Below are 26,360 nucleotides of genomic sequence, written 5' to 3'. Positions count from 1 at the left end.
CCAACTCCGCGCGCCCTCGAACGTTCAGGATGGTTCTGATGCCCGCTCCCTTCTCTCCCCATGATCGTCTCTACGAACAGGCCTGCGATCAGGCCATCGCAATGTGCGACGGCAATCTGCGTTCCACCATCAAGGCGCTGATCATGGCGAATGAATATCTCGAGCTCGAGCTGCAGGAGTTGCGCGCCGCGATCTCGTGCGGTTGCATGCCGAACACGGCCTCGGACGACGCGCAGAGCAGTGCGGCGTAATCCTCCGACGATTTCGAGGGCCCCGCAACGAGCGCGACTGCACTTGCCAGGAGCTTCGAAGGAGCAAGGAGCGCGCAATGCCCGATGTCACCTATTACGTCGCCATGCCCTTCAGGCGGGACGAGCTGGGCACACTGATCGCCGGAGCAGCCGAGGAATGCCAGAGCTCGACGGCCGCCCTTCGTCGCGCCGAGGCGATGTCGCGCTTGCCGGACAACATCGGCGCCATCGCCTTCAGCCGCAGCGGTGATCCATTGATGGGCGAGTTCAGCGACGCGCGGCTGCTGCACAAATTCGGCGAGCTGCCCGACGACCTCGGCGAGCTGTGATCGCGCGCGTGGCCGCCAATCTTCCCCCCGTCAGGAGCGGACCTCGTGCCGCCTCTGCGCCTTGCGGATGTACATCGCGCGATCGGCTTCCTCCAACGCGCGCACCGGGTTGACGCGCTTGTCGAGCAGGGCCACCCCGGCAGAGGCGCCCGCGCGCACGGTCTGATCGCCGAAGGTGAAGCTCAGGCGGTCGATTGCCTCCTCGAGCGCGGCGGCCTTCACCCGCGCATCGGTCTCGCTGAGGTGCCACAGCAGGACGCCGAACTCATCGCCGCCGAGCCGCCCGATGACGTCGGAGGACCGCACCTCCTCGCTGAGAACGCGCGCAACGGCTTTCAGGACCTCATCACCGGCGGCGTGGCCGTAAGTATCGTTGATCGGCTTCAGGCGGTCGACGTCGAGCACGACCAGGGCACCGGTCGCGTCATAGCGCTTGATGAATGCGATCGAGCGGTGAAGCTCGCGGGCGAAGCCACGGCGGTTGAAGATGTCGAGCAGGAAGTCACGCTCGGCGGTGGCTGTGAGCTCAGCGATCCGGGCCTGCGCCGCGGCGAGCTCGGCCTTGAGACGCCGGATGGTCTGCCGGGCCCCCGCCGGTGCGGGACCTGCCTGCGGCGAGCGCCCCCGTGAAACCCTGCTGCGGTAGCGGGTTCCGCGCTTACCGGCCGGTCCCCCCTTCTTGATGCGCTTCTTTTTCATCCCATTCCCTGCCGCGCCGAGGTTTGGACTTGCCGGCTTTAACCAAGACAGGATAGTCCATTCACACCTCCATGCCATGGCTTGCCGCTGTCGGGACCGATCCTATACTCCGGCCCATGCTGATGGATTCCCGAGAAGAATTGAGGTCATGACCGCCCCGATCGCCATCATCATGGGAAGCCAGTCGGACTGGGATACCATGCGCCATGCCGCCGAAACACTCGGTGCGCTGGGCGTGAGCTATGACGCTCGCATCGTCTCGGCGCACCGCACTCCGGATCGCCTGTATGCCTTTGCCCGGGGCGCCAAGGCAGCCGGCTTCAAGGTCGTGATCGCCGGCGCAGGCGGCGCAGCCCATCTCCCGGGCATGACCGCATCGCTCACCGAGCTGCCGGTGTTCGGCGTCCCCGTCGAGTCCAAGGCGCTATCGGGGCTCGATTCACTTTATTCGATCGTCCAGATGCCCGCCGGTATTCCCGTGGGAACACTTGCCATCGGCAAATCCGGCGCCATCAATGCAGCGCTGCTGGCGGCCAGCGTGCTGGCGTTGTCGGACTCGGCGCTGGCCGATCGACTTGCGGCTTGGCGCCAAGCCCAGACCAACGCGATCGCTGAACGTCCGGAGGGCGCGGCGTGACCGGATCGAATCGGGTCAAGCTCAAGCCCGGCGACACCATCGGCATTCTCGGCGGCGGCCAGCTGGGTCGCATGCTGGCACTTGCCGCGGCACGGCTCGGGCTGCGCTGCCAGGTGTTCTCGCCGGACCCGGACTCGCCGGCATTCGACGTGGTCCTCAACGCCACCTGCGCGGAATATGCCGACGTGGAGGCGCTGGAGCTGTTTGCCAACGACGTCGACGTCGTAACCTATGAATTCGAGAACGTTCCTTCGGCAGCGGCGATGGTGCTGGCCGCAAGGCGTCCGGTGCTGCCGAGCCGTTCGGCGCTCGAGACCACGCAGGATCGGTTGATCGAGAAGGATTTCGTCACCTCGCTCGGCATCCGCACCGCCAATTACGCCGACATATCCTCGCTCGCCACGCTGCGCGAGGCGGTGTTGCGGATCGGGCAGCCGTCCGTCCTGAAGACGCGGCGTTTCGGCTATGACGGCAAGGGCCAGGTCAAGATTCGCCCTGGTGACGACCTTGAGCGGATCTGGGCCGAACTCGGCACCAAATCGGCAATCCTCGAGGCTTTCGTGCCATTCGAGCGCGAGATTTCCGTGGTCGCGGCGCGCGCCGCCGACGGCCAGGTCGAGTGTTTCGACGTCACCGAGAACGAACATCGCGACCACATCCTGAAAGTGTCGCGGGCGCCGGCCGCCATTCCGGACGCGCTCGCCGACGAGGCCCGGGACATCGCCAGCCGGATCGCCACCGCGCTCGACTATGTCGGGGTCCTGGCGGTCGAGATGTTCGTCGTCTCCGGCGGGCCCAACCCCGGCGTCCTGGTCAACGAAATCGCCCCGAGGGTGCACAATTCCGGCCACTGGACCCTCGACGGCGCATCGATCTCGCAATTCGAGCAGCACATCCGGGCGATCGCCGGCTGGCCGCTCGGCAAGCCGCTGCGCCACGGTCACGTCACCATGACCAATCTGATCGGCGACGAGATCGACGGCTACGAGCAATGGCTCACCGTTCCCGGGGCAACCGTGCACCTCTACGGCAAGGGAGCCGCGCGCCCGGGCCGCAAGATGGGGCACGTCACCCAGGTATCGCCTCTTCCTCCCCGGCAAGGTCGAAATTAAGCAGGCCCGCCGCATTAAACTTGCCGTTAAGAGCCCGTCAGCGGGTGGACAGCAACGAGGTTGTCTGATACACGGGCGCCCTCAAGGTTAAGGGCGAGGCCATTTGCCGGCCCTGACTTTCAGCCGATTTCAAACCGATAGACTGAGAAAGAGGATGCCGCGTGCAGGTTCTCGTTCGCGATAACAATGTCGATCAAGCCCTCAAGGCGCTCAAGAAGAAGATGCAGCGTGAGGGCATTTTCCGCGAGATGAAGCTCCGCGGCCATTACGAGAAGCCCTCTGAGAAGAAAGCCCGCGAGAAGGCCGAAGCCGTGCGCCGTGCGCGCAAGCTGGCCCGCAAGAAGCTGCAGCGCGAAGGTCTGCTGCCGATGAAGCCGAAGCCGGTGTTCGGTGCTGGCGCCGGCGGTGACCGTGGCGCCGGTCGTGGTCCGGGCGCGGGCGCCCGCCCTGGCGCGCCGCGCTGATCTCTGCACATACATCTGGCGACATTTGAAAGCGCGGGCCCACGGCTCGCGCTTTTGCTTTGCGCGTTGGCCGGATCGCCCCCCTCTCCCGACCATTCAGCCAGCCGCCGAGTTCGCGCTTGGTCTTGCAAACGGCCGGCTGCCGCCGTGACATCACCGACAGCAAAAAGCGGCGGCCCCGACGGCCGCCGCTCTTGCATTGTGATCAGGATCCACCGGATGAGCTACGATGAGCTACTTGGGCAGCACCGAGTGGAACACCGACTTGGCCGCTGACATCATGTCCTTCGCCACGCTGGACATCTGGTCCTTGATCGACGGATCGGCCCTGTCGGCCCGCAGGTCGAGCGGGCGCAACTGGCTGGCCGGGATTTCGGCCGGCGGCGTCGGGCGGCCATCCGGCTGCACGGATCCCGTGTAGGAGGGCGCCACGCCCGGCGCGTTGGTGGCAAGCACGCTCTGATCGTTGGGCGGCGCAGAGACCGATATCGGTGGCGGCAGCGGACGCACCGGAGCCACCTGCGGCGCCGCAGTCACGATGCGCGGCATCTCGCGCGCCGGATCGACCTGGGATGGCTTTTCGGCGGCTCTCTCGCCTGCCGTCTTGCCTTCATTGGCACGCAACCGTTCGATGGCGGCGCGGGCGAGATCGGCAGCGTCGCGGCGATCCTCCTGCGGGGCCGCCGGCGCCTCCGCTGGCGCGTTGCGGGACATTATCTTCTCGCGCGGTGAGACCGGATGACGCGGCGTCTCGGCCGGCAGGCTCGCGGTCTCGGTCGGCTTCACCTCGACCGCCTTCTCGGCGGCCTTGTCGGCCAGCGACTTCTCGGACACGCCCTTTGCCTTGATGCCCGGTGCCGGGATGTTGGAGACGTCGGCCGATGTTTCGGCCGGCTTGGCGCCAGCTTTGGCTTCGACCTTGGCGCCATCGGCGGACTTGTCGAGAGATTTGGGAGCGTCGCCCTTGGCCTCAGCTTTGGAGCCCGTCAACTTGGCATAGGCGGCCGATGCCACCGCCGCCACCGTCGAAGGGGGCGAGTCTGGCTTGGTATTGATGTAGTGGTTGACGATGTAAGCCCCGACGATGGTGGCGACCACCGACGGGATGATCTCCAGGGCAAACTTGGTGAGATATTTCAGCATGCTGACCACTCCCGCGCGGTATTTGCGGGAACTTTGAGGCACAATTAAGGGACCATTCCCCACTCTCCGCGGCTCCTAACCGCGCAAGATGCGCGCGGGCAAACCGCGAATAGTCGTTTTCCTGAAAGCCTTTGAGACCGGAGCCGTGCTGCAATCCGAGACCGCTCGGACGCCGCCGCAGCTTTCCGGATCACCGGCTTGAGATACCACAATCAGCGGCATGCCGGTAAACAAATGGTTAGGGCTTGAGCTCAACTTCGAGGAAAACGATCTCGGAACTGGTCTCGTTCAGCACATCGTGTTCGACGCCTGCTTTGCGGAAATAGGATTTCCCGACCGCGAGCTGCGCCTTCGAGCGCTCGCCCGACGGCGCCACGATCGTCATCTCTCCGGCGGTCACCGGCACGATCACATAATCCATCTCGTGGACGTGCCGGCCCGTCGCACTGCCCGGCGCCAGCCGCCACTCGGTGACGCGGACCTCGGGCGTATCGACCTGGACGTCGGACTGGGCGCTCAGCATGGGGATCTCTCTCAAGTCAGGGTACGAAGAGCAGGAAAAGGAATATCGCGAACACCACCATGTGCACCAGCCCGAACAGGATGTTCGTCCTGCCGGTGCCGAAGGTCAGCATGCTCAAAACGAAGGTCAGGACCAGCAGCACCATGCCTTGCGCGTCCAGGCCGAGCACGAGCTGCTTGTCGAGCGCATGAGCGGCGACCGCTACCGCGGGGATCGTCAGGCCGATGGTGGCAAGCGAGGAGCCGAGCGCGAGGTTGATGCTCTTCTGCAGATCGTTGGCGCGGGCGGCCGAGATCGCGGCGACGCTCTCCGGCAGCAGGATCAACAACGCCACGAGCACGCCGGCGACGGCGGGTGGCGAGCCGGTGGCCGCGACGCCGGCGTCGACCACCAGGGAGAACTTCTTCGCCAGCAGCACGACCGCTAGCAGCGCCACCAGCAGCAGCCCGATGCTGAGAAGGAGCTTCGCGCGCGGCAGCCGGACATCGTCATCGCCGAACCCTGTCGCACTGCCGACGAAATAGTCCCGATGGCGCGTGGTCTGGGCGTAGAGGAACATGGCATAGAGCAGGATCGTGACCACGCTGACGAAGGCCAGTTGTGCCGCCGAGAAGACCGGTCCAGGCGCGGTCAGCGTATAGTTCGGCAGCACCAGCGTAATCGTCGCCATCGTGAACAGCACGCTGAGATACAGATTGGCGCCGGAGACCAGGACGTCCTGCTCGCGATAGCGCAGGCCGCCGATGAAGATGCAGATGCCGACCAGCCCGTTGCAGACGATCATCACGACCGCAAACACGGTATCCCGCGCCAGAGCCGGCGCCGCCTTGTCGCCGAGCATGATGGTGGCGATCAGCGCGACCTCGATGACCGTCACCGCCAGGGTCAGGAGCAGCGTGCCGAAGGGTTCGCCGATTTCATGCGCGATCACCTCGGCGTGATGCACGGCCGCGAACACTGTGCCGAACAGGATGACGAGCAGCACCGCGGCGAAGACCATGCCAGCCGCCGAGGGTGTGAAATCGTAGTGCGTCACCGTCACGCCTGCGACCAGCGCCACCGCCAAGCCCGGGAAGATCACCGATGAGGCGGGCGCCGCGGCCTCCACGCTCATGATTCGCGCTCCGAATTTGTCGCAGACGACTATGCGTAACGGCGAGGCGCTCGTCACTGGCCCGGACAGGCGAGCTCAAGATCGCGCCCAACGCATGCGCTGCGCCTAGTTGGCACTGAGCAGCGGATGAATCGGCAGCAAGGTCAACAGCACGAACAGCGGAATCAAGACCGCGCCGGCTCGCAGCATGTAGCCGAAGAAGCTCGGCATCTTGATGCCCCGCTCATTGGCGATCGCCGCCACCATGAAGTTCGGCGCATTTCCGATATAGGTGAGCGCTCCCATGTACACCGCGCCCATCGAGATCGCCGCGAGCGTCCCTCCGAGCTGGCCCATCAGGACCTTGGGATCGCCGCCGGCGAGTTCGAAGAACAGCAGATAGGTCGGAGCATTGTCGAGGAACGCGGACATCAGCCCGGTGAACCAGAAATAGGCCACCTCCCGTGGCGCACCGGACGGCGTCGTCACCGCGTTCAGCAGCCAGCCGAACGAGCCGTCGTGGCCGGCGTTCAGCATGGCGATGACCGGGACGATCGCCGTGAAGATCGCCGCAAACAGCTTCGCGACCTCGCGGATCGGCTCCCAATTGAAACCGTTGGCCTCACGGTGCTCGTCCGGTGTGAGCCACAGCGACAGGCCGGCAATGGCCACGAGGATGGCGTCGCGGACGAGGTTCTGCAGCTCGAGATGGGTGCCGTAGACATCGAAGGAGACGCCCGGCTTCCATGTTGCGGACACCAGCGTATTTGCGACGATGGCGGCGATCAGGACGACGTTGATGAGCCCGCGGACACGCACCGGCTGCTTCGTTTCGGACGTTTCCGCCTCGGGCCTCTCCTGACGGAAGCGCCATGCGTCGATCGCGGCGAAGATCACGAGCAGCAGGCCGGCGACGATCGCCGTCTGCAGCCAGAGACTGCGTGTGGTCCAGAAGAAGTCGACGCCGCGCAGAAAGCCGACGAACAACGGCGGATCGCCGAGTGGACTGAGCGCGCCACCGACATTGGCAGCGAGGATGATGAAGAACACCAGCACATGCACATTGTGGGACCGCGTCAGATTGGCGCGGATCAGGGGGCGCACCAGGATCATCGCGGCGCCCGTGGTGCCGACGACGCTCGCGATGATGGTGCCGAGCGCGAGGATGGCCGTGTTGGTCGTCGGCGTGCCCTTGATGTCGCCGGTCACCAGGATGCCGCCCGCCACCGTGTACAGCGCGAACAGCAGCACGATGAAGCTGAGATATTCGGCGAGCAATGCATGGACGAAGGCAGCGAGCGCCGTGCCAGGCCCGGCATTCCAGGTCAATGCCGCGAGCGTAACCAGAGCCCATGCCGCGGCGATCTTTCCGTAGTGGTGATGCCAGAAGCGGGCAAACAGCAGCGGGCCAAGGGCGATCGACAGCAGCAATCCCGCGAACGGCAGCGCGAAGGGCCAGGTCATCACGGCGCCGTTCAGTTCGGCGGCCGTCGCCTGCATCGGCAGACCTGCAACGACCAGGACGGCGACCACTGCCGGCCAGCGCGCTGCGCGGACATTAGGGGCCGTCGATGAAGCTCTTGGCTGTCTCAGTCGCACCAAAAAAATCCAAATCATTATGTCCGCCGTCGGGAAACCGTACGAAGCGCTTGGGGTCTTGCGCAAGTGCGAACAAGCGTTCCCCGAAGCGGATCGGAATCCCAGGATCCTTCGCGCCGTGCATGATCAGCAGCGGCACGTGCACCTTGGTGATACGCTGATCGGAATGGAAGCGGTCGCGCATGAGCAGGCTGACGGGAACCACCTTGAGCATGTCGGAAGCGACGTCGACGGTCGACGTATAAGGCGCTTCGAGGATCAGCTTCGCGAGCGGCTGCTCCGCCGCAACAGCCGTCGCGACGCCGCTGCCGAGCGAGAAGCCCCACGCGACGATGCGCTGCGCCTCGTAGTGCTCCCGCGTGAAGGCATAGGCGGCTGCGGCATCCTGAAGCAGCCCTGGCTCGCTCGGACTCCCCGTCGAGCCGGCATAGCCACGGTAGGACAGTGCGATCAGGCCAGTGCCGTCGGCCGTGAGCGCCTTGAAGCGGGAGACCACCCCGGCAAGGAAATCGCCATTGCCGGGGAAATATAGCACCACCCTGCGGCCGGGCTGCGCCGGCACATGCCAGACGATGACCTTCTCACCGTCCGCCGACGTCAGCACATGCTCTTCGGCCTGCGGAAAACCGGCGGCGTCCGGCGCCGTGCGGCCGACCGGCGGGATCGGAAACAGCATCTCGCGCTGGCGCACGAACAGAACCGCCAGCACGGTGGCGTAGATCGCCACAACGACGATCAGGAGCCATTTCAGGACGACCATGGCTCCCGACCGGATCGACTACATGCCCTTGACGATGTTCTCGGTCATCTTCTTGGCGTCGCCGAGCAGCATCATCGTGTTGTCGCGATAGAACAACGGATTGTCGATGCCGGCGTAGCCCGAGGCGAGCGAGCGCTTGATGAACATCACGGTGCCGGCCTTCCACACCTGCAGCACGGGCATGCCGTAGATCGGCGAGGTCTTGTCCTCCTCGGCAGCGGGATTGGTGACGTCGTTGGCGCCGATCACGAAGGCGACGTCGGCCTGTGCGAACTCCGAGTTGATGTCCTCGAGCTCGAACACCTCGTCATAGGGCACGTTGGCCTCGGCGAGCAGCACGTTCATGTGGCCGGGCATGCGGCCCGCGACCGGGTGGATGGCGTACTTCACCTCGACGCCTTCCTTCTTCAGCGTGTCGGCCAGCTCGCGCAGCGCGTGCTGGGCCTGGGCCACCGCCATGCCGTAGCCGGGGACGATGATGACCTTCGAAGCATTCTTCATGATGAAGGCCGCGTCATCAGCCGAGCCGAGCTTGGCGGGCTTCTGCTCGCCGGTGCCGCCACCGGCCGCAGCGGTCTCACCGCCGAAGCCGCCGAGGATGACCGAGATGAAGGACCGGTTCATCGCGTGGCACATGATGTAGGACAGGATCGCACCGGACGAGCCGACCAGCGCGCCGGTGATGATCAGAGCCGAATTGCCCAGTGTGAATCCGATGCCGGCGGCGGCCCAGCCCGAATAGGAGTTCAGCATCGAGATCACGACCGGCATGTCGGCGCCGCCGATCGGGATGATCATGAGCACGCCGAGCGCGAGCGCCAGCAGCGTCACCATCAGGAAGTCGAAGCCGCCGCCGGTCATCACCAAGCGGACCACGAAGAAGACGAGCGCGACCGCGAGCGCGATGTTGATGATGTGGCGCGCCGGCAGGATGATCGGCGCACCGCTCATCCGGGCCGACAGCTTCAGGAACGCGATCACCGAGCCGGTGAAGGTCAGCGCGCCGATGGCGACGCCGAGCGACATTTCGACCAGGCTCTGCGGATGGATGTTGCCGGGCGTGCCGATGTCGAAGGCTTCCGGCGCGAAGAAGGCGCCGGCGGCGACCAGCACCGCGGCCATGCCGACCAGCGAATGGAACGCGGCGACGAGCTCGGGCATCGACGTCATCGGCACCCGGCGCGCAATCACCGCACCGATGCCACCGCCGATCGCAACGCCGAGGATCACGAGGATCCAGGCGATCGCATCCGCTGGTGGATGCCCGGCCAGGGTGGTGGCGACCGCGATCGCCATGCCGGCCATGCCGAAGAAGTTGCCCTGGCGGCTCGAGGCGGGACTCGACAGCCCGCGGAGCGACAGGATGAACAGCACACCTGCCACGAGATAAAGGAGTGCCGACAGATTGGCGTTCATTGCAGATGCCCCGTTATGCCTGTCATCCCGCGTCGTGCGGCGTTGTTAAGCGACGTTGTTATTTGGACTTCTTCTTGTACATCGCGAGCATGCGCTGGGTGACGAGGAAGCCTCCGAAGATGTTCACGCAGGCGAAGATCAGCGCGACGAAGCCGAAGGCCCGCGCCAGACCGCTGCCGCTCGACAGCATGGGAACGCCGACCGCGAGCAGCGCGCCGACCACGATCACCGAGGAGATCGCGTTGGTCACCGACATCAGCGGCGTGTGCAGGGCCGGCGTCACCGACCACACGACGAAATAGCCGACGAAAACGGCAAGGACGAAGATCGAGAGCCGGAAAACGAACGGATCGACGGCTTGGACGACATGTTCCATGGCTTAGCTCCTGATATCTTCCGACTATGCCTTCGGCTGAAAATTCGGGTGGATGATGGCGCCGTCCTTTGTCAAAGCCGTGGCCTTGACCAGTTCGTCGTCCCAATTCACCGCCAGCGTCTTCTCTTTCTTGTCGATCATCGTCTCGATGAAGGAGAACAGGTTGCGGGCGTAGAGGCCGGAGGCCGAGGCTGCGACCCGGCCTGCAAGGTTCGGGTAGCCGATGATCTTGACGCCATCGATCTCGACAGTCTCGCCGAGCTTGACGCCCTCGACATTGCCGCCGCGCTCGACCGCGAGATCGACCAGCACCGAGCCGGGGCGCATCGACTTCACCATCTCCATGGTGACGAGGCGCGGCGCCGGACGGCCGGGGATCAGCGCCGTCGTGATGATCACGTCCTGCTTCTTGATGTGTTCCGCCGTCAGAGCGGCCTGCTTGGCCTGGTACTCTTTCGACATCTCCTTGGCGTAGCCGCCCGCGGTCTGGGCGTTCTTGAACTCCTCGTCCTCGACCGCCAGGAACTTGGCGCCGAGGCTTTCCACCTGCTCCTTGGTGGCCGGGCGCACGTCGGTGGCCGAGACCATGGCGCCGAGCCGCCGCGCGGTCGCGATCGCCTGCAGGCCGGCAACGCCGACACCCATCACGAAGACCTTCGTCGCCGGCACGGTGCCGGCCGCGGTCATCATCATCGGGAAGGCGCGGCCGAATGCCTCGGCGCCTTCGATGACGGCGCGGTAGCCGGCGAGGTTGGCCTGGCTCGACAGCACGTCCATCACCTGGGCGCGGGTGATGCGCGGCATCAGCTCCATCGCAAAGGAGGCGATGCCGGCATCGGCCATCGCCTTGAGCGCAGCGTCGTTGCCATAGGGATCCATGATCGCGAACACCAAGGCGCCGCGCCGGTAATTGGCGAGCTCCGAGGCTTCCGGCCGCTTCACCTTGATGATGATGTCGGCATCCTTGAGCGCATCCGCGCTGACGGTCGCTCCTACTGCGGTGAATTCCGAATCCGGCAGGCCGGACTTGATGCCGGCGCCAGGCTCGACCGCGATCTCGGCACCCAGCGCCTTGAACTTCTTCACCGTATCGGGAGAGGCGGCGACCCGCGGCTCCAACGGGTCGATTTCCTTGGCGACGGCAATCTTCATGAGGCCTCCGGCGCGAATGCGCGCGCGAGCTTAAAAGGGCGGGACGTCCATGGGCTTCAGCATGACGCCGGACCAGCCATCGGCTGCGGCAGTCAGCTGAAGGCCCGCCGGCGGGGATGCCGGCGGGCCCATAGCGACATTAAACGAGGAAAATGGCCATCAAGATGACGATGAGGGCAACGCCGATCGTGCCGTACTTCACCAGCTTGATGAAGCCCTCATAGGTGGCCTCATGCGCCACGTAGTCATTGCCGTCCGCCGTCGAGTAGGCGATCTCGCCATGGTTTGCCATCGGGGTCCCCCAGAGAAAATTGCTTTGTTAAGGTCGCATACCTCAAAGCCAATGCAAGGGCAACGGCAGGTATGCCAGAGAGTTTTATCGGTTTTTCCGATCGCCTGATTGGCCCGGCCAATTGTCGCGAATCCATCGCGTCAGGCTGGCCTCGCTGACCTCGCCGGCGGCGAGGGCGAGGATCATGGCAGTGGCCTGAGCCGGGTCCGGCGCAAACGCGATGTCGTTTCTGCGCAGAAACGTCATCATCGCCATGAACGCGATGCGCTTGCTAACGTCGACGAAAGCGTGGTTCTTGGCCAAGCCAAATGCGTAGGCCGCGGCAAGCTCGGGCAGCGTAGCCTGCTCGTAGCTCCATTTGTTGACGGGCCGTTCCAGAGCAGAGCACAGCATGCCTTCGTCGCGCAGCCCCGGTGCGCCGCCGAACCGGCGCAGCTGACGTGCGTGGATCGCGACGGCCTGCTCATACGTGATCCACAGCGGCTCCCGCTGCTCGCTCATTTAGCGAGCGCCGCGAGCGTGTCGCGGTACTCATCCATGATCTCGTCGGCGATTTCCATCGTCCGCTCGAAATCCGGATCGTAGGGCAGCGCCTGGAACCCGCCGCCCGGCAACTCGACGATGTGCAGTTGCTGGCCGCGCTTGAGATCGAGCCGCTGCATCAGCTCGCGCGGCAGCAGCAGGCCATCGGAATTGCCGATTTTCTTGATTTCGATCTTCATGGGTCAATACCATCGGAAAAGAGGCGCGTTATACAGATGTATAACGCGCCTCTTCGTTCCGTTCAACAAATGTTTTACGCCGCCCTACCCCATCGCCTCCAGTTCGTCGATCATGCCAGCGATGACCGACAGGCCGCCGTCCCAGAATTTGGGGTCCTTGGCGTCGAGGCCGAACGGCCTGAGCAGCTCGGAATAATGCTTGGTGCCGCCGGCCGCGAGCATCGCCAGATAGCGCTCGGCGAAGCCGTCGGCGGCGTGCTCGTAGACCGCGTAGAGCGAGTTCACGAGACAATCGCCGAACGCATAGGCGTAGACGTAGAACGGCGAATGGATGAAGTGCGGGATGTACATCCAGAAGTTCTCGTAGCCCGGCTTGATCTCGATCGCCTCGCCGAGGCTTTCGGTCTGCACCGACAGCCAGAGCTGTCCGAGCCGCTCGGCCGTCAGCTCGCCGTTCTTGCGCTCGGTGTGCACGGCGCGCTCGAACGAATAGAACGCGATCTGCCGCACCACCGTGTTGATCATGTCTTCGACCTTGCCGGCGAGCAGCGCCTGGCGCTGCCTGGCGTCGCGGGTCTCCGACAACAGCCGCTTGAACGTCAGCATCTCGCCGAACACGCTCGCGGTCTCGGCGAGCGTCAACGGCGTCGGCGCCATCAGCGCGCCGTTCTTGGCCGCCAGCACCTGGTGCACACCATGGCCGAGCTCGTGCGCGAGCGTCATCACGTCGCGCGGCTTGCCTTGATAGTTCATCAGCACATAGGGATGTGCCGACGGCGTGGTCGGATGCGAGAATGCGCCGGGCGCCTTGCCCGGCCGAACCGGCGCATCGATCCAGCTGTCGTCGAAGAAGCGCTGCGCGATGTCGGCCATCTCGGGCGAGAAGCCGCGATACGCCGTCAGCACCATGCTCTTGGCTTCCGGCCAGGCGATCGTGGCATTGGCAGCAAACGGCAACGGCGCATTGCGGTCCCAATGCGCGAGCTTCTTCTTTTTGAACCAGCGCGCCTTGAGCTGGTAGTAGCGATGCGACAGTTTCGGATAGGCCGCCCGTACCGAGGACACCAGCGCATCGACCACCTCGCGCTCGACGCGGTTGTTCAAGTGGCGGGAGTCCGCAACATCCTGGAAGCCGCGCCAGCGGTCGGAGATGTCCTTGTCCTTGGCGAGCGTATTGGTGATAAGCGCAAAAGTACGCTCATTGGCCTTGAAGGTCTTGGCCAGCGCCTCCGCCGCGGCCTTGCGCTTGGCCCCATCACGGTCCTGCAGGAAGTTCAAGGTCGGTTCGATCGCAAGGTCCTTGCCGCCGATCTGGAAGCGCAGGCCCGCGATGGTCTGGTCGAACAGCCGGTTCCAGGCCGAGTATCCCGTCTGCGACTTCTCGTGGAACAGCTGCTCGACGCGATCTTCGAGCTGATACGGCTTGTCCTTGCGTAGATCCTCGATCCACGGCCGGTAGTAGCCGAGCGCTGACGTCTCCATCGCGCGCGCGATCACGGCGTCGTCGATGCGGTTGAGCTCGAGCGGAAAGAACAGCAGATGCGTCGAGGCTGCCGTCAGCCGCTCCGAGATGTCACCGTAGAATTTCGAGATCGCGGGATCGACGCTGTCGCCGGCATGCGCGAGCCCGGCGAACGAGCCGAGCCGTCCGGCGAGGTCGTCGATCGCTTCATAACGCCGCACTGCGCCTGCGAGCCATTCGCCGCCATCCTCGCGTGCGACGTGCTCGGCGAGTTTGCCCTTGTAGTCGGTCTCAAACGCGACGCATTCGGTATCCATCTTCGCGAGATCGTGAGCGATCTCCGGCGCGTCGATGCCCCTATAAAGGTCGCCGAGATTCCATTCGGGCAGCGTCCCGATCCCCGTCTTGGCCGCGACCATCTTCTTCGCCGGCTTTGCAGACGATTTGGCCGTCGCGCCACGCTTGGTCTTGGCGGCTGCCTGCTTCGACGGAGTCTTGACGACGGACTTATTGGCCGGCTTGGCCTTGGCAGTCTTTGACGCGGTTTTGGGCGGAGGAGCAGCTTTGGTGGGCTTGCGAAGGGCGGAAGAGGCGCGCGAGGTCATCGGATGGGTAACCTGTTGTTCGAACGTTTATCCCGATCAGCGAGGTTTAAGGTTGCGTTAATCGGCGTCGGCGAGAGTGCCCCGATTCGAGACAGATAGTCGTAGCGTGCAAGGAAAGCCATGGCTGCCAGCATTTTGATTGCCGATGATGATCCGGTCCAGCGCCGGCTGGTGGAGAACATGGTTCAAAAATGCGGCTACGAGGCGGTCGTCGTCGAGACCGGCGACGCCGTGATCGAGAAGCTGACCAATCCCGATGCCGCCCCGATCGACGCCATCGTCCTGGATCTCGTGATGCCCGGCCTCGACGGCATGGGGGTGCTCTCGAAGATGCGCGAGGCCGGGATCTCGATTCCGGTGATCGTGCAGACCGCACACGGCGGCATCGACAACGTCGTCTCGGCGATGCGTGCGGGCGCCCAGGACTTCGTCGTCAAGCCCGTCGGCATCGAGCGGCTGCAGGTGTCCTTGCGCAACGCGCTGAATACGTCGGCGCTGAAGGGCGAATTGCAGCGCATCCGGCACAGCCGCGAGGGGCGGCTGACCTTCACCGACATCATCACCCGTGCCGAAGCGATGGCGCCGATCCTGCGCATCGCCGAGAAGGCTGCGGCGTCGTCGATTCCCGTTCTCATCGAGGGCGAGTCGGGCGTCGGCAAGGAGCTGTTCGCCCGCGCCATCCACGGCACCAGCGAGCGCAAGACCAGGCCCTTCGTCGCGGTCAATTGCGGCGCGATTCCGGACAATCTGGTGGAGTCGATTCTTTTCGGCCACGAGAAGGGCGCATTCACCGGCGCGACCGAGCGTCACATGGGCAAGTTCGTCGAAGCCCATGGCGGCACGCTGTTCCTCGACGAGGTCTCGGAGCTGCCGCTCACCGCCCAGGTCAAGCTGCTGCGCGCGCTGCAGGAGGGCGCCGTCGAGGCGGTCGGCGGCCGCAAGCCGGTCAAGGTCGACGTCCGCATCATCTCGGCGACCAATCGCCGCCTGCTCGACCGCGTCAAGGACGGTCATTTCCGCGAGGACCTGTTCTACCGCCTCCACGTGCTGCCGCTGACCATCCCGCCTCTGCGCGCCCGCCGCGAGGACATCCCGCACCTGCTGCGGCATTTTCTCGCGCGGTTCGCCGCCGAGGAGAACCGCGCCGTTTCAGGCATCAGCGGCGAAGCCGTCGCCTATCTGACCAGGCTTGACTGGCCCGGCAACATCCGTCAGCTTGAGAACGCCGTCTATCGCGCCGTCGTCATGAGCGAGACCGACCAGCTCGGCGTGACCGATTTCCCGCTCATCCCGACCCACGCGCCTCCGGTGGATTCATTGCCGGCGCTGACGGTGGAGCGCCCACTCCATCCGGCGCTGCCCGCCATGGTGCCGGGTAGTGAAGTACCCATTGCTCCCTCGCCCCCGCCCTCGCATGGCAGCCTGTCGATGCTGACCGCGAGCGGCGACGTGCGCCCGCTGGAGGAGATGGAGCACGAGATCATCCGCTTCTCCATCGCCCATTATCGCGGCCAGATGTCCGAGGTGGCGCGGCGTCTCAAAATCGGACGCTCGACGCTGTACCGCAAGCTCGACGAGGCCAATGGCGAGACGCCTTCGACGGAGTCGCCGCCGCTCTGATGATCCGCCGCTGTCCGAAAAACGCCGCAAGGCTCGGCAATACTGGAACATCTGAACCGTTGCCTTGCGGTGACAGACAAAGGAAAAAACGCGTGGCACAAACGCACGATCGGTTTGGCCGGGGTTTCCCAAGAGTCAGTTTGTCGTGAGTTGTCCCGTGTGGCGCTGGCCGCAGAACAGGGGCTTGAGTATCGTTTGGGCGTGAATCATTGCGTACAGGCGAGATCCATTCTCACGAGCGGTGCTTGAGCCGGAACTGGCGGGCAGCGATCGACCTTGTTACCGACCCTGTTCCTGGCGGGACAGATCATTCGAGGGATTGATGATGCGAGATTGTGTGACCAACCGTGGCGGATATGACCGCGTGCTGATGGCTGTCGCGGCAACCTTCCTCGCGGTGTCCGCGACTTCGGCCCTCGCCCAGGGCGACGCCCCTCGCAACAATGCCGCCGAACTGGCCATCGATGCGGCGATCCCGTTCCCCGAGCCGGCCAACGTGCCGCCACCGACCGCCAGCGATTTCAAGCTCGACACCACCGCCACCGTCTCGCCTGCTCAGGCCAAGCCGTCCGAACCGACTACAAAGCCGCTCGACTCTGCGGCGGTGCCTGCGGCCGATCCGGCCAAGACCGTTGTCTCGCCGCCGCCCGCCACGGCCCCTGCGGCTGCGACTGCGACCGCTCCTGCGCCCGAACCGGCCAAGACCGCCAGCACCGTTCCCGCCGCCGACCAGCCGGTCGCCGATCGTCTGCGCGACCTGATCGCGACCAAGGCAACGAAGTATTTCGACCGCAAGGCCGAACGCGCCGCCGTCGAGAAGTTCTACACCGGCCGCGACTACGCGCCGATCTGGACCCAGGGCGGCAACCTGACCGCCGCGGCCAAGGGCGTGATCGCGCGCCTGAAGGATGCGGCTTCCGACGGCCTCAATCCCGCCGACTATCCGGTGCCGGACTTTGCCGCCGCAGGCTCGGCGCCGGACGCACTGGCCGAAGCCGACCTCAAGCTCACCGAGAGCATGATGGACTACGCGCGGCAGGCGCAGAGCGGCCGCATGCATTGGTCGCAGGTGTCGGCTGACATCCAGTATCCCGAGCATCCGATCGACCCGAACGAGGTGCTGGCCAACGTCACCACCGCCAAGGATGCGTCGGCGGCGCTCGAGGGCTACAACCCGCCGCACAAGCTCTACAAGCTGCTGAAGGCCAAGCTCGCCGAGTTGCGCGGCGGCGCGGATGGGCCCCCCGTCCTCATCGACGAGGGCGAACCGCTGAAATACACCCCCGCGCGCGGCAAGAACGCGCCGGAGGCCGAGGCGCAGATGTCCGATCCGCGCGTGCCGAAGCTGCGCGCCAAGCTCGGCCTCACGGAGAACGCCGACGACATCCGCTATGACGCCAAGGTCGCGGCCGCGGTGCGTAAATTCCAGGCGAGCGTCGACCTCAAGCCGACCGGCGTGCTCGACGACCGCACCGTCAAGGCGCTGAATACGCCGAAGCGGGACAAGCAGATCGACACCGTCATCGTCAACATGGAGCGCTGGCGCTGGCTGCCGCGCGATCTCGGCGCACCGTCGCTCGGCGACGCCTATGTGATCCTCAACGTTCCCGACTACACGCTGAAGGTCATGCAGCGCGGAGCGCAGGTGTGGACCACCCGCGTCGTGACCGGCAAGCCGGGCCAGCACGCGACGCCGCTGCTCAGCGAGACGATGAAGTTCATCACGGTCAACCCAACCTGGAACGTGCCGCCGTCGATCATCTACAACGAGTATCTGCCGGCGCTGCAGCAGGATCCGACCGTGCTCGATCGCATGGGCCTGAAGCTCGAGCGCGCCCGCGACGGCTCGATCCACATCTCGCAGCCGCCGGGCGAAGCCAATGCGCTCGGCCGCATCCGCTTCAACTTCCCGAACAAGTTCCTGGTCTATCAGCACGACACGCCGGACAAGAACCTGTTCGCCCGTGACGAGCGCGCCTTCAGCCATGGCTGCATGCGCGTGCAGTATCCGGATCAATACGCATCGGTGCTGCTCAACATCGCGATGCCGAACGAGCGCTACACCCCCGAGCGCATCCGCAGCATGTATGGGCGGAGCGAGATCGACTTGAAATTCCCGACGCCGATCCCGGTCAACATCACCTACCAGACCGCTTTCGTCGACGATGCGGGCAAGCTGCAATTCCGCAAGGACGTCTATGGTCGCGACGCCGCCATGATCTCGATCCTCAAGAACAGCCGCGGCAAGGATCTCGAGAACGTCGTCGCCCACGCCCAGCCGAACTATTCTCGGCCGAAGGGTCCGCTGCCGAACGCGGTCAATGTCAGCGACAACAGCTTCTCCTCCGGCTCATCCGGCCCGAACTTCTTCGAGCGCCTGTTCGGCGGTGGTCAGCCGACCCCGCCGGCACCGGTCGGCCGCCCGCCGCGCCGGGTGTTCACCCGCTGATCGGCCCGCCGATCACGACCCAAATTTTCGTTTTGAGATCAAAGGCCTCGCCCACCGGCGGGGCCTTTGCTTTGGGTTAACCACAATGATCAACCACGATTCGATGGCTCTTTTTCGCCACACTCAAGAGTATATGTTAAGGGTAATTGGGGGGCGGGTCGGTGAGTATCCTTTAACCATCCCGCCTTAGGTAAGCGTTTCCTCTCTCTTCCGCCGGACGGGCCGCAAGAGGGTATCTGAGTAAACGCTCGTCGACGGGGTGGGCTGCATCTTGCTGTCTGTTTTCGCGCGCCAATCGCGTTCGCTGCCCAGAGCGGGCTGGAACGCCGTCTGCCGCTACGGCCTCGCTTCCCTGCTCCTGCTGCTGGGAGCGGGCACCGTCCGTGACGCAGAAGCGCTCAACGAAACGCGCACCCTTTCCTTCCATCACACCCATTCCGGCGAAGACCTGACGGTCACCTTCAAGCGCGAAGGCCGCTACGACGAAGACGCGCTGAAGAAGCTCAACCACTTCCTGCGCGACTGGCGCACCCAGGATTCGACGGTCATGGACCGCCGACTGTTCGACATCCTCTGGGAGGTCTATCGCGACGTCGACGGCAAGCAGCCGATCCAGATCATCTCGTCGTACCGATCGCCCGCCACGAATTCGATGCTGCGCCGCCGCTCGGCGCATTCCGGGGTTGCCCGCCACAGCCAGCACATGCTCGGCCACGCCATGGATTTCTATATCCCTGGCGTACCGCTCGAGCAGATCCGCTACGCCGGTCTGCGGCTGCAGCGCGGTGGCGTCGGCTTCTATCCGACCTCCGGCTCGCCCTTCGTTCACCTCGACACCGGCAACATCCGCCACTGGCCGCGCATGACCGCCGACCAGTTGGCGCGCGTCTTCCCGGACGGCAAGACCGTGCATGTCCCGAGCAACGGCGTACCGCTCAAGGGCTATGAGGTCGCCAAGGCCGAGATCGAGAAGCGCGGCCCAGGCGACGATGCGTCATCCGGCCGCTCCAACCTGTTTGCGCGCCTGTTCCGCGGACGTCCGAGCGAGGATGACGAGGAGTCGGGCGAGAGCGAGAGCAAGGCCGAGACCAAGCCGGTTCAGACCGCCTCGCTGGCTACCAAGGCCGCCGACAAGGACAATCGGAGCGCCGACCGCTCCCCGGACAACAAGCCATCGACGGCTCGCGGCAAGATCGCAAATGCCCTGCAGCTGGCGTCGGCTGATTCGCAGGCTGCGCAGCCCATGGCCGCCAAGCCGGAGGCGAAGGCCGAGACCACGAGCGCGATCTCCGGCGTGCCGCGGGACGGCGCACCGCAAAGCGTCGCCGACATCATCAATTCGCGCGGCTTCTGGGGTGACAACCCCTCGACGCCCAAGCAGGCAACGCCTGAGCAGGTCGCCGCCATCACAGCGCGGCGGGCACTGTCGGCGATCGACCAGGCGCAAACCGCGAGCCTGATGCAGGCCATGGCCTTCGCTCCCGCTCCTGCCGAGCGTAGCAACGGCACAGCGACGACGGCCATTCCCGTCCGCAACTCCCGTCCTGCGACCCGCAATGCAGCTCCCGCCCAGGAGCCGGCCGCCAAAAGCGGGCAAGGTCAGGACGGACTGATCACGATGGCAACGCGGCTCGCGGCCTCCAAGGGTCCCGATTCGACCTGGATGCGCGCGATCATGCTGACGCCGAGCGCTTCGTCGTCGATGTCGGTCACGAAAATGGGCGACCCGGATCTGACCGTCATGCGCAGTTACTTCGTCAAGCCGCAGATCGCGCTGGCCATGAGCTTCGCCGCCGATCCGACCCCGGGATTGAGCTACGACCAGTTCACCGGACCTGCGATCATCAAGCTCGAAACCAAATCGTTCACGATGCGCGCAGCAGCGTTGCGCTGATCGAAGCCGGCATGCCCCGCACCTGATGACGTCCTTGAAACAAATGCCCCCGGCGATCGCGCGGGGGCATTTTGAGATTAAGGCAGGATCAGCCGGTTCGCCGACCGACCGGTTCAGAGCATGCCGAGCGCCTGCATGTAGGTCTCGAGAATGCTCTCTTCTTCCTGGCGCTCATTCGGGTCCTGCTTGCGAAGCCGGATGATCGTGCGCAGCGCCTTGACGTCGAAACCGTTGCCCTTGCTCTCGGCATAGACGTCCTTGATGTCCTCGGAGATGGCCTTCTTCTCCTCCTCCAGCCGCTCGATGCGCTCGATGATCGATTTGAGCTGATCTACGGCGAAGCGGGTCGCGGGCGAGTCGTCGTCCTTCGCGGCGGCGGGGGTAGCCATCTGATACTCCTGAGTGGAACTGATGTGTCCGAGGAAGGCGCCCGGCAGGGCGCGCGTGTTGGCCGCGACCCTCAAAGCTGGCGTGCCCTGCGTCAAGCTGACATCGCCCTCATCCACAGTGCGCCCACATGTTGTTGGGCTGCACCATCTGAAGCGTAAGCAAGCCGGCCGTGCGGCTTGCGTTTGGGTCGTCATCCTGCGCAGCGCGCGATTCGCGGGCCCGAAGCCTTCGTAGCCCCTCGCCTTCGCCGAGCGTCAATGGCCCGGGTGCACCTTCTTCATGGTCTCGAGCTGCTCCGCACTCGCTTCGCGCTGGTGCTTCGCCTTCCACTCGTCATAAGGCATGCCATAGACCGCCTCGCGGCTCTCATCCCTGGTCATCGGCACTTCCTTGGCGTCCGCCGCGTCCTTCAGCCAATTGGACAGGCAGTTGCGGCAGAACCCGGCCAGATTCATCAGGTCGATGTTCTGAACATCGGTTCTCGTCCGCAGATGCTCCACCAGCCTGCGGAAGGCGGCAGCTTCGAGTTCGGTTCGGGTCGTGCTGTCCATCGTCATCGCTTTGGTTCCCTGTTCCGCGCCGGGGCGGTTGTCTGCTAAAGGATGCGGCATCGTCGCAGGTTTGGCCATATCGCAGCACCTTCATCGGCGCGGGCGCTCGATCGCATCCGCCTCGCCACGAAATCGCCTTGCCGTTGACAGCCGCAGCCAAGTCGCGCGACATCAATCGTCGTTTGATATAGCGTCGCGCAATGATCCCTGAAACCTCCTCCATCTTGCATCGCATTCCCCGCCGCCCCGGTTTCGGACTGCTTTCGCTGCTTGGGCTCGTCGCGCTCTGTCTGTCGTCGAGCCCCGCCGCAGCCGACTTCCGGCTTTGCAACAACACCTCCAGCCGGGTCGGGATTGCCCTCGGCTACAAGGACGCGGAGGGCTGGACCACCGAAGGCTGGTGGAACGTTTCCTCTCGCAGTTGCGAAACCCTGCTCAAGGGCACCCTCGTCGCGCGCTACTACTACATCTACGCGCTGGATTATGACCGTGGCGGTGAATGGTCCGGCCAGGCCTTCATGTGCTCGCGCGACAAGGAGTTCACCATCAAGGGCACGGACAATTGCCTGGCCCGCGGCTTCGACCGCACCGGCTTCTTCGAGGTCGACACGGGGGACCAGCGCGCCTGGACGGTGCAGCTGACCGAAGCCAATGAGCAGCCGGCGCAGCAGCGTGTGCCCGGCATTCCCGGCACCCTTGGGCCTGGCGGCAACATGCCGGGTCTGCCCAACGGTCCGCAGGGCACGCCGCCCGCAGGGTCCGGCCTGCCCTCGGGGCAAGCACCCAAACCATGAGACGACTGCGCCGCATCAAGATCCTCGCCACGCTCGGTCCCGCCTCCTCGGACAGCGCGATGATTCGCAAGCTGTTCGAGGCCGGGGCCGATATTTTCCGGATCAACATGAGCCATACCCCGCACGACAAGCTGCGGGAGCTGGTCACCACGATCCGCAGCGTCGAAGCGAGCTACGGCCGGCCGATCGGCATCCTGGTCGATCTGCAGGGACCGAAGCTGCGGGTCGGCACCTTTGCCGGCGGTCCGGTGCAGCTGAACAACGGCCAGAGCTTCGTGCTCGATTCCGACAAGACGCCGGGCGATGCGACGCGGGTTCACCTGCCGCATCCGGAAATCCTGGCAGCCCTGCAGCCGGGCCACGCCCTGCTGCTGGATGACGGCAAGGTGCGCCTGATCGCCGAGGAGACCTCGCCGACCCGCGCGGTCACGCGCGTCGTCATCGGCGGCAAGATGTCGGACCGCAAGGGCGTCAGCCTGCCCGATACCGATCTGCCGGTGTCGGCGATGACCCCGAAAGACCGGGCAGATCTCGAAGCGGCGCTGAACATCGGCATCGACTGGATCGCGCTGTCCTTCGTGCAGCGCGCCGACGACGTTCTGGAGGCCAAGAAGATCATCCGCGGCCGCGCCGCCGTGATGTCCAAGATCGAGAAGCCGCAGGCCATCGACCGGCTGAACGACATCGTCGACGTCTCCGATGCGCTGATGGTGGCGCGCGGCGATCTCGGCGTCGAACTGCCGCTGGAGCGGGTACCCGGCCTGCAGAAGCAGATGACGCGGCTGGCGCGCCGCGCCGGTAAGCCGGTCGTGGTCGCGACGCAGATGCTGGAATCGATGATCCAGTCGCCGGTGCCGACGCGCGCCGAGGTCTCGGACGTCGCCACGGCGGTCTACGAAGGCGCCGACGCCATCATGCTGTCGGCCGAATCGGCTGCCGGCAAATATCCGGTCGAAGCGGTCTCGACCATGAACCGGATCGGCGAGGAGGTCGAGCGCGACGTCGTCTACCGCTCGGTGATCGCGGCTCAGCGCCCCGAGCCGGAGTCGACTGCGGGCGACGCCATCGCGGAAGCCGCACGCCAGATTGCCGAAAATCTCGATCTGCCGACCATCATCTGCTGGACGTCATCCGGCTCGACCGCGATCCGCGTCGCACGTGAGCGGCCGAAGCCACCGGTGGTGGCGATCACGCCCAATCTGGCAACCGGACGACGATTGTCGGTCGTCTGGGGCGTGCATTGCGTGGTGGCGGAAGATGCGCGCGACCAGGACGACATGGTCGAGCGCGCCGGCTCGATCGCGTTCCGCGACGGCTTCGTCCGCGCCGGCCAGCGGGTCATCGTGGTCGCAGGCGTGCCGCTCGGCACACCCGGCACGACCAACATGGTGCGGATCGCCTATGTCGGGCCGTCCAGCGAGGCCAGCCTCTGAGCTGATCAGTCGGCCCTGCTGCCCGGCTTCAGGCCTGCAGTCGGCGCCGCAGAGATCGCGCCGGGCACGACCGGGCAGGCCATGATGTCGGTGCCGTCGACGCCTGGAACGTGCTCACAAGGGCGGGATTCGTCGATCCTGAGATCGTAGTCGGCCAGCAGCTCGAGCCGCGGCGGATAGTCCGCCCGGCTGTTGGCGAAGTACAGGGCCCAGATGCCGCCGGGCAGCGGCTCGGACAAGCCGCTGCGGATGCGGCGGTCGAGCACACCGCCTGGGGCGATCGGAACCACGATCTCCGACAGCTGATAGAAGCGCGAGCCCGCCGGCAGCAGCGGGACGAGGTAGCCGAGCGGCTTGTGCAGCAGCAGGAACGCCGCCGGCTGCTGCAGGGCCTCCGCAAGCCGCGGCCGATACGGATCGGACCACGGCCTGCGCGTCCAGTCGCTGGGCTGCGAGGCCAGCGCAATGGCCAGCGCGCCGGCGACGGTGACGGCTTGCACGCTTCGCGACGGCGCCGCCGGTGCGTCCCGTTCACGCCATGCATCGATCAGGCGCGCCAGCAGCAGCACGATCAGCGGCGCCGACAGCAGCTCGAGCGGAATCAGATAGCGCTGAATCGAGAACGCCTGCATCCACAGGGCATAGCTGACCCAGCCGAAGACGATGAAGCGCCGGTCGCGCAGCGACAGCACCTCGCGCCTTTGCCACAGGCCGGTGACGATGACCGCCATCAGCAGCAGGATGACGACGGCAAAGCGCGGATCGCGGAACGGCGATTCCGACGAGGGGTGCCGGCCGATCGCCCAATAGAACGGATAGGCGAGCGCATCGAGCACGCCTTGCGGCATGAAGCGCGTATCCGCGATCGAGCCCAGCGGGGCATCCGGCGAGCGGAAGATCGAATTGTAGAACGGATAGAGCGGACTGCCGAAATCGCGCGCCATCTTCAGCGCCCACGGCCCGGCCGTGACGACGCCGGCGATCGCGCTACCCGCGGCAAAGGCGAGGATGGCGCGCAGCGGCCTGGCGACCAGCAGCAGCGACACTCCGGCGCCGATCAAGAAGGTGGCGTTGGTGAGCTTCAGCCCGGTGGCGGCGCCGATCAGCAGTCCCGCCAGCACAAAGCGCCGGCCAAGCTCGTCGTCATCGCTGAATATCAGCCCGACCCCGGCAAGGATCGGGATCGCGGTCAGGATGTCGGCGAAGCTGGTGCCGACCTCGGACAGGGCCATGGGACTGAAAGCTGCGATGGTCACGGCCGCGGTCATCGTGACGGCATCGGCGGTCCGTCCGAGCAGCACCCGCGTGACCCACCAGATCAGCGCGAGATTCAGCCCGTGCAGCGCGCCGAGGGCCAATCCCCACCACGGCGCCGGCAGTCCGTGGCGGAGCAGATAAGGCAGCAGGTAGATCAGCGGATTGAGGAAACTCTGAAAGCCGCCGGGCGCGGCGTCGACATCGAAGCGGCCTTGAACGAGCGCGACCCCCGCATACTCGTGGTAGTTCTGCCAATCCCAGTTGATGTCCTCGCCGGCGACATAGGCATAGATGGCACCGGCGCCCGCCGATCCGGCGATCACGAGCGGCATCGCCAGTTGTTTGCGTGCGATCGACATCGGTCGTGAGATACGCCTGGATTGCAAGCCGCAGCAGCCGTCCCGGCGCCGCACCCGACCATGGCGGCGAGGCGTGAATCCTTGCTTAAGCGCAGCCGGCCGCTGCGCTAAAGCGCGATGAGATCAGGGTGAATCGTCATCGCGCTTTAGGTTGTTGTTTGCGCATGATCTTTTCGGAAAACCGCTGCGCACTTTTCCGGATCATGCTTCAGGCGCCGACCAGGCTCTTGACCGGCAGCACGGCCTGCACCACGAGGCCACGGGCGCGGGCATCCATCACACCGACCGCGCGCAGCGCCAGCAAGGTGACCGCCTGCACGATGTCTCGGAGCTTGGCGGGATCGTCCAGCGTGTCGGTCGCGAGCGGCCCGACCAGGGCCTCGTGCAGCGCGCCGAGCAGCGCAGTCGCCGCCAACTGGGTGTCCTGCGCCGGAAGATGGCCGGCACGGACGGCCGCGTCGATGCGCGAGGCGATCTCGCCCACGATCTCGCGGCGGCTGGCGATGCGCGACGCCGTCACGTCGACGTCGACCGGCTCGGCCAGAATGCCCCAGGCGAGCTTGCGCTGGGACAGGACGTGGACGGCGACGGTGGAGACCGCCGCGGCCAGCGCCGAGGACGGACCAGGCGCCGCATCGGCGGCACGCCGGACCGCCGTCAGCTCGTCACGCGACACCTCGGCGATCAGCTCGGAGATCAGATCGGCCTTGGAGGGAAAATAGCGGTAGACGGTTCCGGCAGCGACGTTGGCGCGGACCGCGACGGGGGCGATCTGAACGGCCGACATGCCTCCTTCGGCCGCGGCTTCGCGGGCAGCGGCGAGAATCGCGCTGCGGCGGGCCGCCAGCCGCTTCACGACCTGATGGGTTCGCCGGTAGACCATGGCGTTTCTCGTCCCGGACGCGTTCGTCCAGGAAACGCCCGGCGAACGCTGGTTCAGTGTTTTTGGAGGATCATCCTCGCAAATGGCTTAGAAGA

General features: G+C 65.4%; 27 protein-coding genes. 10 read left to right on the top strand and 17 right to left on the bottom strand.

Annotated features, from left to right (window positions below; translation table 11 throughout):
- Nucleotides 1-38: 38 nt before the first annotated feature.
- Nucleotides 39-251, top strand: coding sequence for a hypothetical protein (locus HL666_RS29370; RefSeq protein ID WP_172109933.1), 213 nt, complete (start codon nt 39-41; stop codon nt 249-251).
- A 77-nt stretch (nt 252-328) separates the two neighbouring features.
- Nucleotides 329-580, top strand: a complete 252-nt coding sequence (locus HL666_RS29365) for a hypothetical protein (protein ID WP_172133870.1) — start codon at nt 329-331, stop codon at nt 578-580.
- 30 nt (nt 581-610) lie between these two features.
- On the opposite strand, the gene HL666_RS29360 is transcribed toward HL666_RS29365, so the two are convergent.
- Nucleotides 611-1,279 carry a GGDEF domain-containing protein gene (locus HL666_RS29360; RefSeq protein WP_210262297.1) on the bottom strand — a complete coding sequence of 223 codons (669 nt, stop codon included), beginning with the start codon at nt 1,277-1,279 and terminating at the stop codon, nt 611-613.
- Between the two features lie 148 nt (nt 1,280-1,427).
- Here HL666_RS29360 and purE point away from each other — a divergent pair, with 148 nt between their 5' ends.
- The 3 genes from purE to rpsU all read left to right on the top strand — a co-directional run bounded on the left by purE (nt 1,428) and on the right by rpsU (nt 3,492).
- Complete coding sequence (gene purE / locus HL666_RS29355; RefSeq protein WP_172133869.1) at nt 1,428-1,916, top strand: 5-(carboxyamino)imidazole ribonucleotide mutase; 489 nt, start codon at nt 1,428-1,430, stop codon at nt 1,914-1,916.
- Nucleotides 1,913-3,028, top strand: a complete 1,116-nt coding sequence (locus HL666_RS29350) for a 5-(carboxyamino)imidazole ribonucleotide synthase (protein ID WP_172109936.1) — start codon at nt 1,913-1,915, stop codon at nt 3,026-3,028. The genes purE and HL666_RS29350 overlap by 4 nt, the downstream gene beginning before the upstream one ends.
- 161 nt (nt 3,029-3,189) lie before the next feature.
- The gene (gene rpsU / locus HL666_RS29345; RefSeq protein ID WP_006612200.1) at nt 3,190-3,492 is read left to right on the top strand and encodes a 30S ribosomal protein S21; all 303 of its coding nucleotides are present in this window, start codon (nt 3,190-3,192) and stop codon (nt 3,490-3,492) included.
- A 234-nt stretch (nt 3,493-3,726) separates the two neighbouring features.
- Here rpsU and HL666_RS29340 read toward each other — a convergent pair whose 3' ends face one another.
- The 12 genes from HL666_RS29340 to HL666_RS29285 all read right to left on the bottom strand — a co-directional run bounded on the left by HL666_RS29340 (nt 3,727) and on the right by HL666_RS29285 (nt 14,635).
- A complete protein-coding gene (locus tag HL666_RS29340; protein WP_172109937.1) occupies nt 3,727-4,635 on the bottom strand; it encodes a hypothetical protein in 909 nt (302 codons plus the stop codon).
- A gap of 238 nt (nt 4,636-4,873) precedes the next feature.
- Nucleotides 4,874-5,158, bottom strand: a complete 285-nt coding sequence (locus HL666_RS29335; protein WP_172109938.1) for a cupin domain-containing protein — start codon at nt 5,156-5,158, stop codon at nt 4,874-4,876.
- 16 nt (nt 5,159-5,174) lie between these two features.
- On the bottom strand, nt 5,175-6,272 hold the full coding sequence (locus tag HL666_RS29330; protein WP_172109939.1) for a calcium:cation antiporter: 1,098 nt from the start codon (nt 6,270-6,272) through the stop codon (nt 5,175-5,177).
- Nucleotides 6,273-6,377: 105 nt separating this feature from the next.
- Entirely contained in the window at nt 6,378-7,715 is a 1,338-nt protein-coding gene (locus HL666_RS29325) for a sodium:proton antiporter (RefSeq protein ID WP_172185113.1), read from the bottom strand.
- Nucleotides 7,716-7,809: 94 nt separating this feature from the next.
- A complete protein-coding gene (locus HL666_RS29320) occupies nt 7,810-8,610 on the bottom strand; it encodes an alpha/beta hydrolase (RefSeq protein WP_172185011.1) in 801 nt (266 codons plus the stop codon).
- 18 nt (nt 8,611-8,628) lie between these two features.
- Entirely contained in the window at nt 8,629-10,026 is a 1,398-nt protein-coding gene (locus HL666_RS29315) for an NAD(P)(+) transhydrogenase (Re/Si-specific) subunit beta (protein ID WP_015664451.1), read from the bottom strand.
- A gap of 58 nt (nt 10,027-10,084) precedes the next feature.
- A complete protein-coding gene (locus HL666_RS29310; RefSeq protein ID WP_172109941.1) occupies nt 10,085-10,402 on the bottom strand; it encodes a proton-translocating transhydrogenase family protein in 318 nt (105 codons plus the stop codon).
- Between the two features lie 24 nt (nt 10,403-10,426).
- A complete protein-coding gene (locus HL666_RS29305; protein ID WP_172109942.1) occupies nt 10,427-11,554 on the bottom strand; it encodes a Re/Si-specific NAD(P)(+) transhydrogenase subunit alpha in 1,128 nt (375 codons plus the stop codon).
- A 139-nt stretch (nt 11,555-11,693) separates the two neighbouring features.
- The gene (locus HL666_RS29300; RefSeq protein WP_172109943.1) at nt 11,694-11,846 is read right to left on the bottom strand and encodes an aa3-type cytochrome c oxidase subunit IV; all 153 of its coding nucleotides are present in this window, start codon (nt 11,844-11,846) and stop codon (nt 11,694-11,696) included.
- Between the two features lie 84 nt (nt 11,847-11,930).
- Nucleotides 11,931-12,347 (bottom strand): type II toxin-antitoxin system death-on-curing family toxin, encoded by a 417-nt coding sequence (locus HL666_RS29295; RefSeq protein WP_172185009.1) that lies wholly within the window; start codon nt 12,345-12,347, stop codon nt 11,931-11,933.
- A complete protein-coding gene (locus HL666_RS29290; protein WP_015664446.1) occupies nt 12,344-12,568 on the bottom strand; it encodes an AbrB/MazE/SpoVT family DNA-binding domain-containing protein in 225 nt (74 codons plus the stop codon). The genes HL666_RS29295 and HL666_RS29290 overlap by 4 nt, the downstream gene beginning before the upstream one ends.
- Before the next feature lie 84 nt (nt 12,569-12,652).
- Nucleotides 12,653-14,635, bottom strand: coding sequence for a M3 family oligoendopeptidase (locus HL666_RS29285; protein WP_172185007.1), 1,983 nt, complete (start codon nt 14,633-14,635; stop codon nt 12,653-12,655).
- A 120-nt stretch (nt 14,636-14,755) separates the two neighbouring features.
- Here HL666_RS29285 and HL666_RS29280 point away from each other — a divergent pair, with 120 nt between their 5' ends.
- The 3 genes from HL666_RS29280 (at nt 14,756) to HL666_RS29270 (ending at nt 20,598) form a co-directional block, all read left to right on the top strand.
- Nucleotides 14,756-16,255: a sigma-54-dependent transcriptional regulator gene (locus HL666_RS29280; RefSeq protein WP_172109946.1), complete on the top strand. Its 1,500-nt coding sequence runs from the start codon at nt 14,756-14,758 to the stop codon at nt 16,253-16,255.
- Between the two features lie 325 nt (nt 16,256-16,580).
- Entirely contained in the window at nt 16,581-18,704 is a 2,124-nt protein-coding gene (locus tag HL666_RS29275) for a L,D-transpeptidase family protein (protein ID WP_512699053.1), read from the top strand.
- A gap of 271 nt (nt 18,705-18,975) precedes the next feature.
- On the top strand, nt 18,976-20,598 hold the full coding sequence (locus HL666_RS29270; RefSeq protein WP_172109947.1) for a peptidoglycan L,D-endopeptidase MepK: 1,623 nt from the start codon (nt 18,976-18,978) through the stop codon (nt 20,596-20,598).
- Between the two features lie 113 nt (nt 20,599-20,711).
- Here the strand turns inward: HL666_RS29270 and HL666_RS29265 are convergent, their stop codons facing one another.
- Nucleotides 20,712-20,987, bottom strand: a complete 276-nt coding sequence (locus tag HL666_RS29265; RefSeq protein WP_172109948.1) for a DUF2312 domain-containing protein — start codon at nt 20,985-20,987, stop codon at nt 20,712-20,714.
- A 255-nt stretch (nt 20,988-21,242) separates the two neighbouring features.
- Nucleotides 21,243-21,545: a DUF1244 domain-containing protein gene (locus tag HL666_RS29260; protein WP_172110552.1), complete on the bottom strand. Its 303-nt coding sequence runs from the start codon at nt 21,543-21,545 to the stop codon at nt 21,243-21,245.
- 194 nt (nt 21,546-21,739) lie between these two features.
- Here HL666_RS29260 and HL666_RS29255 point away from each other — a divergent pair, with 194 nt between their 5' ends.
- Nucleotides 21,740-22,333, top strand: a complete 594-nt coding sequence (locus HL666_RS29255) for a DUF1036 domain-containing protein (RefSeq protein WP_172109949.1) — start codon at nt 21,740-21,742, stop codon at nt 22,331-22,333.
- Complete coding sequence (gene pyk / locus HL666_RS29250; protein WP_172185005.1) at nt 22,330-23,766, top strand: pyruvate kinase; 1,437 nt, start codon at nt 22,330-22,332, stop codon at nt 23,764-23,766. The genes HL666_RS29255 and pyk overlap by 4 nt, the downstream gene beginning before the upstream one ends.
- A gap of 5 nt (nt 23,767-23,771) precedes the next feature.
- Here the strand turns inward: pyk and HL666_RS29245 are convergent, their stop codons facing one another.
- Nucleotides 23,772-25,382, bottom strand: coding sequence for a glycosyltransferase family 87 protein (locus HL666_RS29245; RefSeq protein WP_172185003.1), 1,611 nt, complete (start codon nt 25,380-25,382; stop codon nt 23,772-23,774).
- A 208-nt stretch (nt 25,383-25,590) separates the two neighbouring features.
- Nucleotides 25,591-26,265, bottom strand: a complete 675-nt coding sequence (locus tag HL666_RS29240; protein WP_172185001.1) for a TetR/AcrR family transcriptional regulator — start codon at nt 26,263-26,265, stop codon at nt 25,591-25,593.
- Nucleotides 26,266-26,360 lie beyond the last annotated feature (95 nt).

It is taken from the genome of Bradyrhizobium aeschynomenes (assembly GCF_013178945.1).
In the GTDB taxonomy this organism is placed as follows: domain Bacteria; phylum Pseudomonadota; class Alphaproteobacteria; order Rhizobiales; family Xanthobacteraceae; genus Bradyrhizobium; species Bradyrhizobium aeschynomenes.
This window is presented reverse-complemented; position numbering and strand designations above follow the sequence as displayed.